18 protein-coding genes are annotated in these 17,985 nt (G+C 61.3%); 8 read left to right on the forward strand and 10 right to left on the reverse strand.

The window, feature by feature from the left end; all coding sequences use genetic code 11:
• Window positions 1-4: 4 nt before the first annotated feature.
• Window positions 5-937, reverse strand: a complete 933-nt coding sequence (locus tag GA0061102_RS08815) for a DUF1499 domain-containing protein (RefSeq protein ID WP_092845974.1) — start codon at window positions 935-937, stop codon at window positions 5-7.
• 241 nt (window positions 938-1,178) lie between these two features.
• Here GA0061102_RS08815 and GA0061102_RS08820 point away from each other — a divergent pair, with 241 nt between their 5' ends.
• Window positions 1,179-1,595, forward strand: coding sequence for a hypothetical protein (locus GA0061102_RS08820; protein WP_092846027.1), 417 nt, complete (start codon window positions 1,179-1,181; stop codon window positions 1,593-1,595).
• A gap of 193 nt (window positions 1,596-1,788) precedes the next feature.
• Entirely contained in the window at window positions 1,789-2,070 is a 282-nt protein-coding gene (locus GA0061102_RS08825) for a hypothetical protein (RefSeq protein WP_092845976.1), read from the forward strand.
• A gap of 27 nt (window positions 2,071-2,097) precedes the next feature.
• Here the strand turns inward: GA0061102_RS08825 and ppdK are convergent, their stop codons facing one another.
• The 5 genes from ppdK to GA0061102_RS08850 all read right to left on the reverse strand — a co-directional run bounded on the left by ppdK (window position 2,098) and on the right by GA0061102_RS08850 (window position 11,330).
• Window positions 2,098-4,764 carry a pyruvate, phosphate dikinase gene (ppdK, locus tag GA0061102_RS08830; protein WP_092845978.1) on the reverse strand — a complete coding sequence of 889 codons (2,667 nt, stop codon included), beginning with the start codon at window positions 4,762-4,764 and terminating at the stop codon, window positions 2,098-2,100.
• Window positions 4,765-4,900: 136 nt separating this feature from the next.
• A complete protein-coding gene (locus GA0061102_RS08835; RefSeq protein WP_092845980.1) occupies window positions 4,901-6,226 on the reverse strand; it encodes a hemolysin family protein in 1,326 nt (441 codons plus the stop codon).
• A 139-nt stretch (window positions 6,227-6,365) separates the two neighbouring features.
• Window positions 6,366-9,827, reverse strand: coding sequence for a chromosome segregation SMC family protein (locus tag GA0061102_RS08840; RefSeq protein ID WP_092845982.1), 3,462 nt, complete (start codon window positions 9,825-9,827; stop codon window positions 6,366-6,368).
• Window positions 9,828-9,977: 150 nt separating this feature from the next.
• Window positions 9,978-10,667, reverse strand: a complete 690-nt coding sequence (locus GA0061102_RS08845) for a DsbA family protein (protein ID WP_092845984.1) — start codon at window positions 10,665-10,667, stop codon at window positions 9,978-9,980.
• Between the two features lie 168 nt (window positions 10,668-10,835).
• Window positions 10,836-11,330, reverse strand: coding sequence for a DUF721 domain-containing protein (locus tag GA0061102_RS08850; protein ID WP_092846031.1), 495 nt, complete (start codon window positions 11,328-11,330; stop codon window positions 10,836-10,838).
• Window positions 11,331-11,428: 98 nt separating this feature from the next.
• On the opposite strand from GA0061102_RS08850, the gene mutY reads away from it, so the two are divergent.
• The 3 genes from mutY to GA0061102_RS08865 are packed head-to-tail and all read left to right on the forward strand — an operon-like array spanning window position 11,429 to window position 13,536.
• On the forward strand, window positions 11,429-12,556 hold the full coding sequence (gene mutY, locus GA0061102_RS08855; protein WP_425348522.1) for an A/G-specific adenine glycosylase: 1,128 nt from the start codon (window positions 11,429-11,431) through the stop codon (window positions 12,554-12,556).
• The gene (locus tag GA0061102_RS08860) at window positions 12,553-13,167 is read left to right on the forward strand and encodes an HAD family hydrolase (RefSeq protein WP_092845986.1); all 615 of its coding nucleotides are present in this window, start codon (window positions 12,553-12,555) and stop codon (window positions 13,165-13,167) included. Before mutY ends, GA0061102_RS08860 begins: the two co-directional genes overlap by 4 nt.
• 3 nt (window positions 13,168-13,170) lie before the next feature.
• Entirely contained in the window at window positions 13,171-13,536 is a 366-nt protein-coding gene (locus GA0061102_RS08865) for a nuclear transport factor 2 family protein (protein ID WP_092845988.1), read from the forward strand.
• A 248-nt stretch (window positions 13,537-13,784) separates the two neighbouring features.
• Here the strand turns inward: GA0061102_RS08865 and GA0061102_RS08870 are convergent, their stop codons facing one another.
• From GA0061102_RS08870 to GA0061102_RS08880, 3 genes are all read right to left on the reverse strand, one after another.
• Complete coding sequence (locus GA0061102_RS08870) at window positions 13,785-14,915, reverse strand: site-specific DNA-methyltransferase (RefSeq protein WP_092845990.1); 1,131 nt, start codon at window positions 14,913-14,915, stop codon at window positions 13,785-13,787.
• A 140-nt stretch (window positions 14,916-15,055) separates the two neighbouring features.
• On the reverse strand, window positions 15,056-15,421 hold the full coding sequence (locus GA0061102_RS08875; RefSeq protein ID WP_092845992.1) for an antibiotic biosynthesis monooxygenase family protein: 366 nt from the start codon (window positions 15,419-15,421) through the stop codon (window positions 15,056-15,058).
• Window positions 15,418-15,747, reverse strand: coding sequence for an NIPSNAP family protein (locus GA0061102_RS08880; RefSeq protein WP_092845994.1), 330 nt, complete (start codon window positions 15,745-15,747; stop codon window positions 15,418-15,420). The genes GA0061102_RS08875 and GA0061102_RS08880 overlap by 4 nt, the downstream gene beginning before the upstream one ends.
• Window positions 15,748-15,819: 72 nt before the next feature.
• On the opposite strand from GA0061102_RS08880, the gene GA0061102_RS08885 reads away from it, so the two are divergent.
• On the forward strand, window positions 15,820-16,545 hold the full coding sequence (locus tag GA0061102_RS08885) for an ArsR/SmtB family transcription factor (protein WP_092845996.1): 726 nt from the start codon (window positions 15,820-15,822) through the stop codon (window positions 16,543-16,545).
• A 114-nt stretch (window positions 16,546-16,659) separates the two neighbouring features.
• On the opposite strand, the gene GA0061102_RS32550 is transcribed toward GA0061102_RS08885, so the two are convergent.
• Window positions 16,660-16,893 (reverse strand): hypothetical protein, encoded by a 234-nt coding sequence (locus tag GA0061102_RS32550; RefSeq protein ID WP_139115041.1) that lies wholly within the window; start codon window positions 16,891-16,893, stop codon window positions 16,660-16,662.
• Between GA0061102_RS32550 and GA0061102_RS08890 the strand changes: the two genes are divergently transcribed.
• Together GA0061102_RS08890 and GA0061102_RS33275 are read left to right on the forward strand one after the other, a co-directional pair.
• On the forward strand, window positions 16,892-17,584 hold the full coding sequence (locus tag GA0061102_RS08890) for an HAD family hydrolase (protein WP_092845998.1): 693 nt from the start codon (window positions 16,892-16,894) through the stop codon (window positions 17,582-17,584). The genes GA0061102_RS32550 and GA0061102_RS08890 overlap by 2 nt on opposite strands.
• Window positions 17,585-17,752: 168 nt before the next feature.
• Window positions 17,753-17,985, forward strand: a 233-nt coding sequence (locus GA0061102_RS33275) for a hypothetical protein (protein ID WP_208858620.1), incomplete at its 3' end; no start/stop codon positions are given.

A 17,985-nucleotide genomic window follows, 5' to 3' on the forward strand; every position in this document is an offset into this window, starting at 1 on the left:
CGTCTCAGCTTCCCGCGATGCCGAGCAGCTCGGCATCGAGCGTCTTCAGAAAGCGATCTGCCGTGTCGGCGCTGACACCGAGATCATTCTGTCCGTAGCGGGAGGCGACGCGAATATCGACGAGCGTCGTTTCGGCCTCCTCGCGAAGACGGATCAGCACATCGCAGGGGAGACCGAGAATGCGGGTACGCATCTCGCCCTGCAAGACAACATCGGTATTCTGACGGATCAGATCGGCGACACCATCGCGGAAGGGACGCGGCGTCGGTACCGGGACAAAATCAGGCATGTCGCCGACGGCGGTGTCGTCCTGCGCCGGCCTGGTGGTCTGAATACGGGTACGGCGCTTGGGCTTCGCAGCGCCGTTGGGATCGGCGACGTCGGCCCCCTCAGCCTTGACGATGGTGATATGGCTGTCCCTCGCCACCTTGCGCACAGCCTCCAGCACGCGGTCGGCAGCGCCTTCATAGCGGCGGCTGATCAGGGCGGGATAAGCTTCGAATTGCCCCTCGCGCTCCTGCTGGGTCACCAGATGGCGCGGCGGCAGCCAGATCTGCGTGGCGTCCGGCGCCGCAAGCCATGCCGGCGGGTCATTGAGATCGGTCGACACTTCGTAGATCGGCGGGCGGCTCCAATAGCGCTCGACGCCGAAGCCGAGAATGGCAAGCGGCAACGCCGCGTAAAGGATTGCCTTGACGGCCGAGACGCCGCCGAAGGCAGCGTTTTGCCAAAGCTGGGCAAGACCGATCGCTGCCAAAAACACGGCAACGCCGGCGCAACCTGCCGAGATCAAGATCAGCAGCACGAAATAGGGCATTTCCAAAGGCCCGAAACGATGGCCGATCAGCGTCACCCCGCAGAGCACCAGCGCAAAGGCGGCAATCAAACGCGCGGCGCGGGCAGCATGTGAAACGGGACGGTCGAAGCGAATAGTCATCAAGGGCTCGGCGGCGCGTCGGATCGGAAGCCGGATGCACCGAATCCCGGAAAGTGATCCATGTTTAAAGCAAGAAGCGGTGAAAATAAATCGAATGTCATGTCGTCTGTCAGCGATGTCTCGTCGAAGCTGAAACCAGTAATAGCTAACGCAAAAACGTGAGCGCTTGCTTAAATTCCCAAAAAAGGCCATTCTTTGGCGTTTTATCGAGGCTTTGAAGGGACTTGATGAGATGGAACCGATGCTTTCTCAAGACATCGCCGCCAAGCCGATGCCGGCAGCGGCCATTGCCGCGGCTGATACAGCAGACCCGGTCCTGCCGCTCGAGCTTCTCGAACTTGAGCTTTCGCTCGAAGGTTTTTCCGGTGGCGAGCCCTCTTTCTGCGAAGCCGTACGACGCGCGGCCTCGTCCGTGCGCGGCGACTTCCTGTTCGATCTTCCCGCCACGGGCTTGATCCCCGATTGCCGCAGGCTGGCGGTGATCAGGATTCCGGAACCGGACGCGACGATGCGCACCCTTTTTGCGGCGCTCGACGAAGACGGGGCGGAAATCCACCTGCTGCAGCCGGATGAGGAAACCGAACACCTGCTGCGTTTCGCCGATGCCTTCGTCAACCTGCTGCAGCGGCTGCCTGAAAGGCTGAGAGAAGCAGCCTAGGGCAGTTCAGTTCTTCACGGATCTGAGAACCGCTCTCACTTGTTGTTTTTACGCAATTCCGGACGGAAAACCGCTGCGCACCTTTCCTGGAATTGCTCTTGGCGTTCCGGCCTGCGACGACGATAGGCCTTTCGCGCGCTCAGCCGCGACGCTATAATTCATGATTGCATCTCTGCATTCAGGACATCAAGTCATGCGTATCGCCGCTTCCATCTTCTCCCTCCTCGCCATCGCCTTCGTGCTCTCGTCGTGCCAGACGGCCGAGGAAATCCGAGCGGCCGACGAGGCAAGATGCGGCAGCTACGGCTTCAAGCGCGGCTCGGAGAATTTTGCCAATTGCCTGATGAATCAGGATCTTAGCCGACGCGCGGATCAGCGCGCCTTTATGGAAAGCAACAATGATTTCTTCTGGGGGCCGACAGTCGTGGTCGGCGGTCCGGGATATTACTATCATCGCGGCTACTGGCGCCGCTAAACGAAAACGGCGTTCCACCTAATAATGTCAAGCTCGTCCCTTGATCGCCGCTTGCGCGGCTGCGAGCCGTGCGATCGGCACGCGGAAGGGTGAGCAGGACACGTAATCCAGTCCGATATCCTCGCAGAAATGGATAGAGGCGGGATCGCCGCCATGCTCGCCGCAGATGCCGAGCTTCATGTCGTTGCGCGTGCGGCGGCCGCGTTCGGCAGCGATGCGGATCAGTTCCCCTACCCCGTCGAAATCGAGAGATATGAACGGGTCGTGCTCGATGATGCCCTTGCGCTGATAGGTCGGAATGAAGGCAGCGGCATCGTCGCGCGATATGCCGAAGGTGGTCTGCGTTAGGTCGTTGGTGCCGAAGGAGAAGAATTCGGCGGCCTCAGCGATGATATGGGCACGCAATGCCGCGCGCGGCAGCTCGATCATCGTGCCGACGAGATAATCGATCTTCATCTTCGCTTCGGACATGACGGTACGGGCCACCTCGTCGATGCGGTCCTTGACGTAGTCGAGCTCCGAACGCAGGCCGACCAACGGCACCATGATCTCGGGCACGACGGCGGCACCCGTCTCGCGTGCCGCCAGAACCGCCGCCTCGAAGATCGCCCGCGCCTGCATCTCGACAATCTCGGGGTAGGAAATCGCCAGCCGGCAACCGCGATGGCCAAGCATGGGATTGAACTCATGCAGGGCATCGACGCGCTGGCGCAGCATGGCTGGCTCCATGCCCATGCTGCCGGCAACCTCGGCAATCTCCTCGTCTGTCTTCGGGAGGAATTCATGCAGCGGCGGGTCGAGCAGGCGAATGGTCACCGGCAGGCCGTGCATGATGACGAACATGCCGGTGAAGTCGAGCCGCTGCATCGGCATCAGCTTGGCAAGAGCTGCACGACGTCCTGCCTCATCTTCGGCAAGGATCATCTCGCGCATCACATGAATGCGGTCGCCCTCGAAAAACATATGTTCGGTACGGCAAAGCCCGATGCCTTCGGCACCGAAGGAGCGCGCGGCCCGCGCATCGGCCGGCGTGTCCGCATTGGTGCGCACCGTCATGCGGCGCGCGCGATCGGCCCAGGTCATGATGCGCCCGAAATCACCGGAAAGCTCCGGCTGGATCATCGGCACCTCGCCCTTCAGCACCTGGCCGGTGGAGCCGTCGATCGTGATGATGTCACCCCTCGTCAAGGTGACGCCGATGCCGATCAGCCTTTCATTGCGCATATCGATGCGCATGGTGCCGGCACCGACGACGCAGGGGATGCCCATGCCACGGGCGACGACGGCCGCGTGACTGGTCATGCCGCCGCGGGTGGTGAGGATCGCCTCGGCCGCATGCATGCCGTGAATATCTTCGGGACTGGTTTCGATCCGCACGAGAATGGCCTTTCGGCCTTCCTCTTCGGCGACGATCGCCTCTTCGGCGGTAAAGACGATCTCGCCGGTAGCAGCACCGGGCGAAGCGGGAAGGCCGGATCCGATGACATCGCGGCGGACGCGCGGATCGATGGTCGGATGCAGCAGCTGATCGAGCGTCATCGGGTCGATGCGGGAGACGGCTTCGTCTTCCGTGATCATCCCCTCGTCGACCATATCGACGGCGATCTTCATGGCGGCCTTGGTGGTGCGCTTGCCGGCGCGGGTCTGTAGCATCCAGAGCTTGCCGCGCTCGATGGTGAATTCCAGATCCTGAACGTCGCGATAATGCGCTTCCAGTTGCGCACAGATGCTCCGGAACTCGGCGAAGGCTTCCGGCATCAGCTTTTCCATCGACGGTCGTTCATAGCCGGAGGCGATCCGGGCAGCCTCGGTGATGCTCTGCGGCGTGCGGATACCGGCGACGACATCTTCCCCCTGCGCATTGACGAGGAATTCGCCGTAAAGCTCCTTCTCGCCCGTCGACGGATTGCGGGTGAAGGCGACCCCGGTCGCCGAGGAATTGCCGAGATTGCCGAAAACCATCGCCTGAATATTGACGGCGGTGCCCCAAACCTCGGGAATATTGTGCAAATGGCGATAGGTGACGGCGCGCGCGTTCATCCAGCTGGAAAAGACGGCGGAGACGGCGCCCCAGAGCTGGACTTCAGGCTCCTGCGGAAAGGCCTGGCCCAACTCCTCCACGATGACCGACTTGTAGAGCGAGACAACATGCTGCCATTCAACTGCTGTCAGGTCGGTGTCGAACTCATGGCCGAACCGAGCCTTCTCATCCTCGAGAATTTCCTCGAAAACCTCGTTGTCGAGACCCATGACCACATCGGCATACATCTGGATGAAGCGGCGGTAACTGTCCCAGGCGAAGCGTGCGTCCCCGGCATCGTGGCCGAGCGCCTGCACCGTGGTATCGTTAAGACCGAGATTGAGGACCGTATCCATCATGCCAGGCATGGAAGCACGGCCGCCAGAACGCACGGAAACCAGCAGCGGCCGCACGATATCGCCGAATTTACGCCCTGTAATGGCCTCCATCTGCTTCAGGCCCTGCATGACCTGCGGTTTCAGCTCATCAGGGATGATGCGGCCATTCTTGTAATAGGAAGTGCAGGCGTCGCAGACGATCGTCAATCCTGGAGGGACCGGCATGCCGAGACTGCACATCTCGGCAAGGTTCGCGCCCTTGCCGCCGAGCCTCGCATAGTCTGCAGCGCCTCCCTCGGCCTTGCCGTCGCCGAATGTATAAACCCACTTCGTCATTGTCTCGTCCAACTCCCGGGTTGAACTTAATTCATTGAGGCGCAAATGAAAATCGACAAATACGGCAAAATGTTGCGCTGCACAATAAATATGGTGCACAGGCCTCATATTTCAATCGATTGGTCCGAATCGGCGTCTAGGATTGCGTTTCTCGCTGCGCCAATATCTTGTCGATCCGCATGCCGTCGAGATCGACGATCTCGAAATGCCAACCGCCGAAGGTGAAGCTTTCGCCCACCTCGGGCAGGTGGCCGAGCTGGTAAAGGGCGAAGCCAGCAAGCGTGTGGAAATTGACGTCTTCCTCACCCTCGCGCAGACCGAGCCTCGCAAAGGCATCATAAACCGGCATCATGCCTTCCATCAGCAGCGAGCCGTCGGCACGCTCGACCACGTCGGGCGTCTCGTTTTCCATATCGGGCAGATCGCCGGCAATCGCCTCCAGCAGATCCGTCTGGGTGACGATGCCTTCCAGGCTGCCATACTCGTCGATGACCATGGCAAGGCGGACAGGCGCACGCTTGAAGTTTTCGAGCACTTTGAAGACGGCTGTGGACTCGTGGACGACAAGCGGCTGGCGGATAACGGCCATCGGGTTCAGTGGCTCGCCGTTCAAAAGCTGATCAAGCAGATCCTTCTTCAGGATCATGCCGATCGGCTCGTCGATCGAACCACGCGCGACGAGAAGCTGCTCGAAACGACTTTCGCGAATGGTCTTCTGTATCTCCGCCGGCGTATCGTCGGTATCGATCCAGTCGACCTCCAGCCGCGGCGTCATGATGTTGGAGACATCGCGGTTGCCGATATTGAAGACACGTTCGACCAGATCCTGCTGTGCTTGCTCAAGAAGGCCGGCTTCCTGGCTTTCAGCGATCAGGAGCTTGATCTCGGCGGGCGAATGCAGCGACCCCTCGCCGGCACCCGGCTGCAGCCCGAAAAGACGCAGGACCAGATTGCCGAGACCATTGAGCACGGTGATCGCTGGGCGCAGCAGGAATAGGAACAAGCCGAGCGGCCGCACCACGCCTAGAGCCGTCCCCTCGCTGCGCTGCAAGGCCAGGCTCTTCGGCGCGAGTTCGCCGAGCACGATATGCAGAGCGGTGATGATGATGAAGGAGATGGCGACGGCGATCGCATGAGAGCTGGCCGCGGCCCATGCTCCGGGCAGGAAATCGAGAAGCGGTTCCAGGAGATGGGCGAGTGCGGGCTCGCCGACCCAGCCGAGGGCGAGCGAGGAAATCGTGATGCCAAGCTGCGTAGCCGCCAGATTGGCGTCGAGATTGTCGACCGCCTTCTGCAGCGACTTGGCGTTCATCCGCCCTTCGGCAACCAGCTCCGTCACGCGGCTGCGGCGAACGGAAACCAGAGAAAACTCAGCCGCAACGAAAAAGCCATTGGCGGCAACGAGCAGCAGCACGGCGAGTATTCCGAGGAAATCGAAAATACCGCCACCAGATCCAGACATACTTCCCTTCCGGGCGGATTAGCGCCACATGTTGTTGATCGAAAACGAAACTATCACGCTTTCAGGCTGTGCGGCAGCCGAAGCGGCAATTTCTTGTTTATATTAGAACAGTTTTCTTCCATTCCCGGCGGAACGGCCCTCAGGCGATCTCGCGCAGGCGCTCGGCCGTCTGCAGATCGACGGAGACGAGCTGCGAGACGCCCTGCTCGGCCATGGTCACGCCAAAGAGGCGATCCATACGCGCCATGGTGATGGGATTATGGGTGATGACCACGAACCGCGTCTCTGTCGAAGCAGCCATCTCGTCCATCAGATTGCAATAGCGCTCGACATTGTGGTCGTCGAGCGGCGCGTCCACTTCGTCCAGAACGCAGATCGGCGCTGGATTGGTGAGAAACACGGCGAAGATCAGCGCCATGGCCGTCAGCGCCTGTTCGCCGCCCGAAAGCAGCGTCATGGTCTGCGGCTTCTTGCCTGGCGGGCGGGCGAGGATTTCCAGGCCTGCCTCCAGCGGATCGTCGGATTCGATGAGCTGAAGTTCGGCCGTGCCGCCGCCGAAAAGGTGCGTGAACAGCCGCTGGAATTGCGCATTGACGATGTCGAAGGCGACGATGAGACGCTCGCGGCCCTCGCGATTGAGACTCTGGATCGCGCCGCGCAGCTTCCGGATGGCGTCGATGACGTCATCGCGCTCCTTGATCAGTGCCTGCAGCCGCTCCGTCAGCTCCTTGCTCTCTTCCTCGGCGCGCAGGTTGACGGCGCCGAGACGCTCACGCTCCATCTTCAGCCGTTCCAGCTCGCGCTCAACCTCACGCAGGTCCGGCACGCCTTGCGACGGCGACAGGCCGGTCAGGCGCATGGCCTCATGCGGCTCGACATTGAGGGCCTGGCGGATGCGCAGCTCGCTTTCCTGCCGGCGCTCCCGCGCAGACACCAGCCGCTCCTCGATGCGCCCGCGCTTTTCACGGCTTTCGGCGAGTTCGGACAGCGCGGTTGCGGCATGACGATCGGCCTCGCGTTGAACGACCTCGGCTTCGGCAAGACGGTCGGCGGCGGCACGGCGGGCTTCGTCAGCCTTCTGCAGCTCGTTCATCAATGCGCGGCGCTTGTCGTCGAATTCATCCGGCGCAAGATCGAGCTCGGAAGCCTCATCACGCGCTTCCTCTTCGCGGTCGCGCAGCGTTTGAATATGTTCTTCGGCGCTCACGGCGCGCTGGCGCCATGTGTCGCGCTCCTGCCGGATGGCCAGAACGCGCCGCTGTCGTGCCTCGTTTTCCCGGTTCAAGCCCTCATGACGAGCGCGGGCTTCGGCCAGAGCGCCGCGATCCGTCGCGACTTCCACCTGCTGATTGCGCAGCTTCAAATCAACGGCTGCGAGATCCGGCGCATCTTCCAGTTCGATGCGGGCATTTTCGTCCTGCATCGCCACATCTTCCAGCTGCTCCTGCAGCCCGCTGACCGCCTCGGCGATCACGTCGCGGCGGCGGATGAGATCGCCGGAGGCCCGCTCGGCAGCGGCAAGCGCTTCACGAGCCTCGGCCAGATGCCGGGCAGAGAGCCGGCTGGCATCGCGGGCGGTGGCCAGACGACCTTCTTCGCCCCTGATCGCATCCGCGGCTGCCGAAAGGCGCTCTTCAGCCTCCATGAGCACATCGCGAGCGAGTTCAGCTTCGGCTTCCAGCTCGGAGAGGCGGTTCTTCTGGGCCAGCCGCAAGGCAGCCGCACTCGGCGCATCAGCACCGGTCACATGGCCATCCCAGCGGAACACGGCGCCATCCCTGGTCACCAGCCGCTGTCCCGGCTTCAGCTCCGGCATCAGCCGCAGGGCGTCCTCTGCCGAAACGATGCCGATCTGACGAAGGCACCTCGTCAACGCCGCCGGCGCGCCGACATGGGTGATCAACGGCACAACGCCTCCCGGCAGCGCAGGGTCGCTCGGACCGCTGCCGTTGTCCGACCAATAGACCGGAGCCTGGGCATCGAGCGAGGATTCCAGATCGTCGCCGAGAGCAGCGCCGAGAGCAGTCTCGAAGCCGCGGTCGACGCGCAGCTCCTCGGCAACAGGCGAAAAGGCGCCCGACGTATCGCCCGCCGCCAACATCTTGGAAATGGTGCGCGCTTCGGTTTCGAGCGCATTCAGACGCGCCCGCGCCTGCTCAACCGGCCCGCGCGACAGCGCCTCTGTTTCGCGAGCCCTAGCAAGAACCGCTTCGATGCGCTGGATCTCGCCTTCCGCATCCGCAACGGCGTTTTCCGCCGCCTCGACCATATCGCGCTTCTCGCTGGGGTCAGGCAGATCGGCCATCTTCTCGTCGATGGCGGCAAGTTCGCGGTTCGCTTCGTCCGCCTGGCGTTCCAGCCTCATCTTACGGTCGGCAAGATCGCGAATGGCGCGTTCGAGCTGATTGCGGGCAGCCGCAGCCTCGGCGCGTTCTGCGGTCAGGGCGGTAAAAATCCGCTCGCTGTCGGCAAGCTTGGCGGCCGCTTCTTCGAAGGCCAATCGCGTCTCCTCGGCAAGCCTGCCGGAATCGGCAAGAATGTCGGCAAGATCTGCTTCTTCCGCGTCCAACTTGGCGAGGATGGAAGCGTTGTCGGCAACGAGGCGCTCCTCGCGGCGGATGTCTTCGGCCAGTTGCGCCAGCCGGCGGGTCAGCTCGTCGCGCCGGCGCAAGATGCGATTGGCGTCCTCTTCCAGCTGGTTGCGGGCGAACTGCAGCCGCTGCAAGGCGGCAGCAGCCTTCGCCTCGTCATCGCGCAACTCCGGCAGCTTGAAGCTGGCTATGCCTTGCGCTTTTGCCGCCTCCATCTGGATCTGCGCCCTTTCGGCGACGAGCACGGTTGCCTGGTTGAGCGCGCTATCAGCCTCTGCTTCGGCCTCCTTGGCCTGCACCCAGCGGATATGCAGCAGCATCGCCTCACGGGCGCGAATATCCGCCGAGAGCATCTTGAAACGGTTGGCCTGGCGCGCCTGACGCTTCAGACTCTCGATCTGGCTTTCGAGCTGCGACGTCACATCATCGAGCCGCTCGAGATTGCTTTCGGCGGCGCGTAGCCGCAACTCGGCCTCGTGGCGGCGCGAATGCAGGCCGGAAATGCCTGCCGCCTCTTCCAGGAGCTGGCGGCGTGCCTGCGGCTTTGCCTGGATCAGCTCGCCGATACGCCCCTGCCCGACCATCGACGGCGAGCGGGCGCCGGTGGAGGCATCGGCAAACAGCAGCTGCACATCCTTGGCGCGCGCTTCCTTGCCGTTGATACGGTAGACAGAGCCTTGCTCGCGCTCGATGCGGCGCGTCACCTGGATTTCGTCGCTATCGTTGAAGGCTGCAGGCGCGGTGCGGTCGCTATTGTCGAGATAAAGGCCAACTTCGGCGGTATTGCGCGCCGGACGGTTACCCGATCCGGAGAAGATGACGTCGTCCATGCCGGAGGCACGCATGTTCTTGTAGGAATTCTCGCCCATCACCCAGCGCAGCGCTTCGACCAGGTTGGACTTGCCGCAGCCGTTCGGCCCGACGACGCCGGTCAGGCCGCGCTCGATGACGAATTCGCCCGGCTCTACGAAGGATTTGAAACCGACGAGTCGAAGCCTGTTGAACTTCATAGGGTATGCCCCCTTCTCCTTTTGAAGGAGAAGGTCGCGCGCAAAGTGACCATTAGGGATGCCGAGGCGGCGTCCGTGGGCTCGTACGTAGAGAGGTGCGTCACAGGCGCGCGACCATGGCCGCCCGCCTGTGGTTCAAAAAGGCGCGGATCAGAGCAGGCTGTCGATAAGCTTCGACATGGCACCAATAGACATGTCCCCTGCATAGCGCTTGCCATTGATCAGGAAGGTCGGCGTTGCGTTGACGCCGAAATCCTTGGCTGCGCGTTCACGTACGGAGTTGACATCATCCAGAAGCTTCTGGTTCGTCAAGCATTTCGTGAAGCTATCCTCAGTAAAACCGGCCAGTTTCGACATTTGCAGCAATGCGGCGCGGCCATCGACATCGGGCGAAGCCCAGGCGATCTGCTGCTTGAACAGCATTTCGACCATCGGCATGTACTGTTCCTGCGGCGCGCAACGGGCCAGCATGAAGGCGGCGGCGGCACGCGGATCGAACGGGAATTCGCGGATGAGGAAGCGAACCTTGCCGGTATCGACATACTTCTGCTTGATCGTATCGAAGGTCGTGACGGCGAAATGCGCGCAATGCGGGCAGGTCAGCGACATGTATTCGACGATCCTGACCGGGGCATCTTCCTTGCCGAATGCGACTTCCGGCAGCGGGCCGGGCTTCAGCACCTCGTTCATGTCGACATTGCCATCCGACGGAGGAATGGCGTCGTCGCCGGACGCGGCGGATGCGGTGTCGGCAAAGGCAGCGAACGTCACAGAAAGGGCTGCAACGGCAGAACCGCCCAGCAGGTGGCGTTTGGTCAAGAGCATGTCGGACATCGGCATAGAGTCACCCGTCGTTAAAAGAGGTCTTCGAATGTTTCATGCGATATAACGGCTGGTTGCCGCTAACAAGGCACGCTTGACCAACTTTCTTCAAAGAATTGTGACCTGGCAAAGACAAACAACTTAAATTTCCTCCGCAATTCACGAAACAGCGGCTCGCCCGGCCTTTCAGCGCCGCTTCCAAGCCATCGCGGTGCCCAATCTCTGGATGGCGGCGCGAATTTTTTCGTCCTCTATTCCGTCCATCATGCCCTCAAGCTTTCGTGCCGCCTCGCCTTTCAGCGGCGGCGGCGTGCGGGACCGCCTTGAAGCGACCGAGACCGGCTTCTGCACGATGCGGATCTGATGGACGGCGTGAAAGCCGAAGAAGCTGTTGATGCGCTGAATGAGTTCGCCCTGCGCATGGGTGAGAAAGAGCGCGCGGGCGCCTTCGCAGGCGATCGTCAGCACGCCGGGCTGATAGCGACTATCCTCGCCTGGCCCTCCGCGCCTTGCCCAGGCGATCTTTTCCGGCCGCGTACAATCGGCGAAATCCTCGCCGGCGATCTCGTCCCAGCAGCCGAGCAACGTCGTATTGATGCCGGCGCGCTTCGCCAGCACGGGATCGACGATGCCGTTGGTCAGCTCGGAAATCTGTTTCTCGCCTTTTCGGGGATAACTCATCTCAATCGGGTTCCGGTGCATGCTTTGCGCATTCGGGACCTTGATCGCCCGATGCAGCTTGGCCAAGTATAGAGCACTTCCCCTCGATGCGGCAAATCATGACCACCATATTAGAATCACCTTCGGCCGCACGCCTGCTTGCCTGGTACGACCGCCATCACCGCGACCTGCCCTGGCGCGTCTCGCCGGCGATGGCGGCGCGCGGCGTCAAGCCGGATCCCTATCGTATCTGGTTGTCGGAGGTGATGCTGCAGCAGACGACCGTACCGGCGGTCAAATCCTATTTCGCGAAATTCCTGGAGCGCTGGCCGACGGTCAACGATCTGGCGGCGGCGGCAACCGATGACGTCATGGCGGCGTGGGCGGGGCTGGGCTACTACGCCCGCGCCCGCAATCTGAAGAAATGCGCGGAAGCGGTCGCGGCCGAGCATGGCGGACGCTTTCCCGATACCGAGGAAGGCCTGCGGGCGCTCCCAGGTATCGGTGATTATACGTCTGCCGCAGTCGCGGCCATCGCATTCAACCGGCAGGCAGCCGTGATGGACGGCAATGTGGAGCGCGTCATCTCCAGGCTTTACGCGATTTCAACCCCTTTGCCCGGCGCAAAACCGGAAATGAAGCAGAAGGTCGCCCTGCTGACGCCCGCAGACCGGCCGGGCGATTTCGCCCAGGCGATGATGGATCTCGGCGCGACGATCTGTACGCCGAAGCGCCCGGTCTGTTCGCTCTGTCCTTTCAACGGCGCCTGTCAGGCGCTGGCCGGGCATGATCCCGAACATTTTCCCGTCAAGGCCGCCAAGAAGGACAAGCCTGTGCGACAGGGTGCCGCCTTCGTCGCCGTCAACGACGAGGGCGAAATCTTTCTGCGCCGACGTGTCGAAAGCGGTCTGCTCGGGGGGATGGCCGAAGTGCCGACGACCGGCTGGACGGCCCGTATCGATGGTGAGACCGGCATCGAGGCGGCCCCCTTCCCGGCCGACTGGCAGCCAGCAGGGACAGTGACGCATGTCTTCACGCATTTCGAACTGAGGCTGTCGATCTGGCGGGCCAAGTCGATTTCGCAGAAGGACAACCATGACGGATGGTGGGCGCCGGTTACAAATCTTGAAGAGCAAGCGCTGCCGACAGTCATGAAAAAAGCGATCGCTCAGGCTATTCCCGATGCGTTCGCAAAAGCACGCATCCCAGAAAAATTAGGCAAGAGAAAATCAGGAACTAACTTATGACGACGGAAATACGGCATATCGTTTTCGATATCGGCAAGGTCCTCATCCACTACGATCCGAACATTCCCTACAGCCGCGTCATCCCCGACGCTGCCGAGCGCGAATGGTTCTTCGCCAATGTGTGCACGCACGACTGGAACATCGAGCAGGATCGCGGCCGCACCTGGGAAGAGGCAGAGGGCCTGCTGATTGCCGAACATCCGGAACGCGAAGAGCAGATTCGTGCCTTCCGCAAACACTGGCACGAGATGGTTCCGCATGCCTATGAGGAAAGCGTCTCCATCATGGAAAAGCTGATCGACGAGGGTCGCGACGTCACCATGCTGACCAATTTCGCCTCCGACACCTTCCGCGAGGCACAGGTGCGCTATCCCTTCCTCAACAAGCCGCGCGGCGTCACGGTTTCGGGCGATATCGGGCTGATCAAACCGGATGTTGCCATCTACGATGCCCATGCTAGGAGTTTCGGGCTCGACCCGGCTGCGACGATCTTCATCGACGATTCGCTTCCGAATGTCGAAGGCGCACGCGCTGCCGGCTGGCATGCGGTCCACTTTACCAGCACCGAGAAGCTGCGCAGCGATCTCGCTGCCTATGGCATAAAGGTTTGAACCATGATTTTCGATCCCGCAGAACGCATCGACCTGTTCCACGACGCGATCAATCGTCTCGACTACGAAGCAATTGAGAATTTCTTCGCGGAGAACGCCACCTATGTATCCAACGGCGTCGGCAGCCTTGCCGGCCGCGCGGCGATCATGGAAGCCTTCCGCGGCTATTTCGATAAGTATCCCGATCAGACGGCGTCCAACTCGCTGGTTGAGACGCTGACGCCGCTTTCCGGCCGTGCCGTCTGGTCGATTCGCGCCACCAACAGCAAGACGGGCGAGCCGCTGATCCGCGAAGGCGAGGAAACGATCACCTTCGACGAGGACGGCCGCGTCGTGCGCGTCGACGTCACGGACTATCAGGAATTCTGAGAGCTTAAACTAAAGACGCCCAGGGCCTTACCGTATGTTTCGTCGGTAAAGCCCTGGGCGTCTCGCCTTCTTCCCTAACTGGAGGTACACGACGGAAGAAGACGGATATGTCGATCAGGCCAGAGGCGCGCTTCGGAAACCGTGGGGCGGTTTACTGCAGGGCCCGCCTGAGCTAACTCCTTGTTTTCTCGCAATTCCGGACGGAAAACCGCAGCGCACTTTTCCTGGAGCTGCTTTAATGGCTGAGACTACCCCACCTTCGCCAGATCGCTGCGGATGATGGCCCTGAGTTCGTCGATCGGGCGCAGGGACCGTCCGTCATCGACATGCCAGAACATCCATCCGTTGCATGCATCAAGGCCCTGGACCTTCGCGCCAAGGCGATGAATGGAACCGGCTTCGCCGCCGGAGGCGACCGTGCCGTCGGCCCGGACGATGGCGCTATAACGACGCTTCGCATCCGTCAGCACCTGGCCAGGCTTGATGAGGCCGCTCTCGATGAGGACATTGAAAGCCACGCGAACCTCGGCCTTCTTGCCGGTCATGACGGTCAACTCCGCCTTACCGAGCGGCTCGACGGCAGCGATGCGGGCGCTTGCCGCATCGATATAATCCTGCTCGCGCTCGATGCCGACGAAATGCCGGCCGAGGCGCTTGGCGACGGCGCCCGTGGTGCCAGAGCCGAAGAAGGGATCGAGAATGATGTCGCCGGGCTTCGACGAAGCCATGATGACGCGGGCAAGCAGCGCTTCCGGCTTCTGCGTCGGGTGCACTTTCTTGCCGTCGTCGCCCTTCAGCCGCTCATTGCCGCTGCAGATCGGAAACAGCCAGTCGGAGCGCATCTGCACGTCGTCATTGGCCGCCTTCATGGCGTCGTAGTTGAAGGTATAGCCCTTGGCCTTGGCGTTCGGGCTCGCCCAGATCATCGTCTCATGGGCGTTCTGGAAACGGCGGCCCTTGAAATTCGGCATGGGATTGGTCTTGCGCCAGACGATGTCGTTGAGGATCCAGAAGTTGAGATCCTGCATGGTCGCGCCGACGCGGAAGATGTTGTGATAGGAACCGATGACCCAGATCGTGCCCGTCGGCTTCAGCACGCGGCGGCAGGCGAGCAGCCAGGCGCGGGTGAAGGCATCATAGGCTTCGAAGGAGGCAAACTGGTCCCACTCGTCATCGACGGCGTCGACAAGCGACTGATCGGGACGATGCAGCGTGCCGCCAAGCTGGAGATTGTAGGGTGGGTCGGCGAAGATGACGTCGACGGATTGATTGGGCAGTGCCTCAAGAGCGGCCACGCAATCGCCCTTGATGATCGTGTCGATCCAGGAACCCGGAACTGGGGATTTCCTGAGGTCGGCAAGCGGGAAAACTGACGCCATTTGATACTCGCTGTTACGCTGACTCGATGCTCTTAACTGAGTGTTATGGTTACCTATCTTGGTTACCAAAGGCTAAATCGGCGAGATATTTTCCGAATTCCCGAGGAAGCCCCCGGGAATTCATGGCTTGCTGAACGGCACTATTGCGCTGAATTGCCTTGGATGTCGTGCACGGCATGACTGTCGTCAGGCGCTTCATCCCGCTCCGTCATTCCGTAGTCGCGAAGGACCTGCGCCACGCGCAGCCGATAGTCGGCAAACACCGTCTTTCGGCCCGCCGTCTGCGCAGCGCGATGGGCCTCGCGGTTTCGCCATTCGCGAACGGCTATCTCGTCGCGCCAGAAGGAAAGCGACAGGAACTTGCCGGGTTGGCTCAGGCTTTCGAAGCGCTCGATCGAGATAAAGCCGTCGATCGTTTCGAGTTCGGAGCGCAGCCTTGCGGCAATGTCGAGATAATGCTGACGTTCATCGGGATGCGGGACGACTTCGAAAATCACTGCGATCACGGCGATACCCTCGGAGCATGTGGTAGGGATATGTTTTTCAGGAAAATACGATCCTCCTGCAAGATGAAACGCTCTCGCCGGGAAAAATCGTGGTTGGCCTGCGCCAGCGGGTCGGCGGCGAGGCTCTTTCGATAGGCCTCGTAGGCGGCCAGGCTCTCGATGTTGTAGATGCCGTAAGCTGTCGTTTGAGAGCCCTCGTGCGGAGCGAAGTAGCCGATGAGATCGGCACCGTTGCGCGGGATGATCTCGCCCCAGGCCTTGCCGTATTCGGCAAATGCCTGCTGCTTGAACGGGTCGATCTGATAGCGGATGAAACAGGTGATCATTGGCTTTCTCCTTTGCTGATGAGAATGTTTTCGCACGTTGCAGAGCGGAGATGCTTCGGTTACGATCGAAGTATGAAGGAAGGTCCTGACATAGCGCAAATCGGCTCGCTGATCGGCGATCCGGCGCGGGCGAACATACTGACGGCGCTGATGGGCGGCCGCGCGCTCACGGCGACGGAGCTGGCGGCGGCGGCTGGCGTAACGCTGCAGACCGCAAGCGCTCATCTCGCCAAGCTCGAAGCGGGCGGCCTGCTGGCGCAGCGCAAGCAGGGTCGCCATCGTTATTTCACGCTGGCCGACGACCGCGTCGGCAAGCTGCTTGAGGGTATCATGGGCTTTGCGGCAAGCCGTGGGCATCTGCGCCATCGCCCCGGCCCGAAGGAACCGGCCCTGCGCAAGGCGCGCATCTGCTACGACCATCTGGCTGGCGACTACGGCGTCCGCATGCTCGACAGCCTGGTAGAGGCCGGCGCTATTTCGGTCATGGGAGAAGGCCTGAACCTGACGGCCCAGGGCGAAAAGCATCTCGGATCGATCGGCATCGATGTCTCCGGTCTGCGGTCGAGCCGCCGCCCGCTTTGTCGGTCCTGCCTGGACTGGAGCGAGCGGCGCGCGCATCTGGCCGGCAGCCTCGGCAAGGCGCTGCTTTCGAACTTCTTCGACAAGGGTTGGGCGCGCCGAACCGAAAACAGCCGCTCGATCTTCTTTACGCCCGAGGGCGAGCGCCGTTTTCTGGCGCTGTTTCCGATCGAGATAGGGGATGGCAAGCCAGAGCCTGAGCTCAGCGAAAAGCCCTAAAGCGGCTCGCTCCTTACAGAAGCCCTGATCCACTTTATCTTATTGTTTTTACAAAAATTTCTTACGGATTCTGCCTGGTACGTCAACGCGAAATCTTCGCTTGCAGCCCGCATTTCAGCAACCGCGCATGCCCCCCTCAAGATCGAGGGAGGCGACGCGTGCATCGCGACGTCTTTCGGACATTTCGACCTTTTCGCTAATTGCAGTCCAGCCATGCCCGCCAATTGGTTGAGCTTTGTCGACGTATCGTGTAAAGGCCGACGGTCGTTTTTCAGAGCATGTCCCGAAATACCAAAGGTTTTCCTGGAGCGTGCCGAACCCAGCCACATCAAGGGCAGCAATTTTCATGAGCAATGGCTTCGACCTCATCATCTTCGACTGCGACGGCGTTCTGGTCGATTCGGAAATCATCGCAGCAGAGGTCGAGTCAAAACTGCTGACCGATGCGGGCTACCCGATCAGCACCGAGGAAATGGGCGAGCGCTTCGCCGGCATGACCTGGCGCAACATCCTGTTCGAAGTCGAGCGTGAGGCAAGCATCCCGCTCTCGGCTTCGCTGCTCGACAAATCGGAGGCGCTGCTCGACCTGAAGCTCGCCAAGGACGTTCAGGCGATCCCTGGCGTACCGCTTGCGCTGTCGCGACTGCCGATGCCGCGCTGCATCTGCTCGAACTCCAGCTCCGCCCGCCTCGACATGATGCTGACGAAGGTCGGCTACATCAAGCTCTTTGCGCCGCACATCTACTCGGCCAAGGATCTCGGCGCCGACCGGGTGAAGCCCAAGCCGGACATCTTCCTGCACGGCGCCAAGCAGATGAACGTCAGCCCAGCCAATACGATTGTCGTCGAGGATTCGATTCACGGCGTCCAGGCGGCACGCGCCGCCGGCATGCGCGTCATCGGCTTCACCGGCGCATCGCATACCTATCCTTCCCACGCCGACCGGCTGACCGATGCCGGCGCTGAGACCGTGATCAGCCGCATGGCCGATCTGCCCGGCGTCGTGATGGCGCTCGCCGCCTGGGATGGCGTCCTCTAAGGCGGATTGAGGCACAGACCAAATACAAAAGGCCCTGCCGATCGGCGGGGCCCAGATTGCTGACAAACCTCTGGCTTTGGCCGGAGGTTTTTGATTCTCATGTCCGTTTTCAAGAGTTTGGGCATAGGTTTTTCTTGTCGCCTTTTTCAGCGTCGACGAGGGACAAATATGCTGCCTATTGCAGGACGCGGCGGCATTGAGACGACGGTTGATCAGACTCTGATGCGCGGGTTGAATACCGCAGGACCGTGGTTCGTCTCGGGCCTTCCTCTGTCTCACATGGCGCGTGTTGCCGTTTCAGGCTCGCAGAATCACAACGAGGGTTGCCCTGACCGGCCGCCACGCCCAACAATAAGCAGCGTGATGGAATTAAACCTTTCTCCTTTGTATTTGGCGCCCCT

Source organism: Martinezella miluonensis (genome assembly GCF_900094545.1).
GTDB lineage: Bacteria > Pseudomonadota > Alphaproteobacteria > Rhizobiales > Rhizobiaceae > Rhizobium > Rhizobium miluonense.

Bases quoted from the DNA above. Each gene is read 5' to 3' on its own strand.
- GA0061102_RS08885 (WP_092845996.1), top strand. From the start codon at position 15,820: ATGAAGGAAGGTCCTGACATAGCGCAAATCGGCTCGCTGATCGGCGAT.
- GA0061102_RS08850 (WP_092846031.1), bottom strand. From the start codon at position 11,330: ATGAGTTATCCCCGAAAAGGCGAGAAACAGATTTCCGAGCTGACCAAC.
- ppdK (WP_092845978.1), bottom strand. From the start codon at position 4,764: ATGACGAAGTGGGTTTATACATTCGGCGACGGCAAGGCCGAGGGAGGC.
- GA0061102_RS08860 (WP_092845986.1), top strand. From the start codon at position 12,553: ATGACGACGGAAATACGGCATATCGTTTTCGATATCGGCAAGGTCCTC.
- mutY (WP_425348522.1), top strand. From the start codon at position 11,429: ATGACCACCATATTAGAATCACCTTCGGCCGCACGCCTGCTTGCCTGG.
- GA0061102_RS08845 (WP_092845984.1), bottom strand. From the start codon at position 10,667: ATGCCGATGTCCGACATGCTCTTGACCAAACGCCACCTGCTGGGCGGT.
- GA0061102_RS08815 (WP_092845974.1), bottom strand. From the start codon at position 937: ATGACTATTCGCTTCGACCGTCCCGTTTCACATGCTGCCCGCGCCGCG.
- GA0061102_RS32550 (WP_139115041.1), bottom strand. From the start codon at position 16,893: ATGAAAATTGCTGCCCTTGATGTGGCTGGGTTCGGCACGCTCCAGGAA.
- GA0061102_RS08865 (WP_092845988.1), top strand. From the start codon at position 13,171: ATGATTTTCGATCCCGCAGAACGCATCGACCTGTTCCACGACGCGATC.
- GA0061102_RS08840 (WP_092845982.1), bottom strand. From the start codon at position 9,827: ATGAAGTTCAACAGGCTTCGACTCGTCGGTTTCAAATCCTTCGTAGAG.
- GA0061102_RS08880 (WP_092845994.1), bottom strand. From the start codon at position 15,747: ATGATCACCTGTTTCATCCGCTATCAGATCGACCCGTTCAAGCAGCAG.
- GA0061102_RS08825 (WP_092845976.1), top strand. From the start codon at position 1,789: ATGCGTATCGCCGCTTCCATCTTCTCCCTCCTCGCCATCGCCTTCGTG.
- GA0061102_RS08835 (WP_092845980.1), bottom strand. From the start codon at position 6,226: ATGTCTGGATCTGGTGGCGGTATTTTCGATTTCCTCGGAATACTCGCC.
- GA0061102_RS08820 (WP_092846027.1), top strand. From the start codon at position 1,179: ATGCTTTCTCAAGACATCGCCGCCAAGCCGATGCCGGCAGCGGCCATT.
- GA0061102_RS08870 (WP_092845990.1), bottom strand. From the start codon at position 14,915: ATGGCGTCAGTTTTCCCGCTTGCCGACCTCAGGAAATCCCCAGTTCCG.
- GA0061102_RS08890 (WP_092845998.1), top strand. From the start codon at position 16,892: ATGAGCAATGGCTTCGACCTCATCATCTTCGACTGCGACGGCGTTCTG.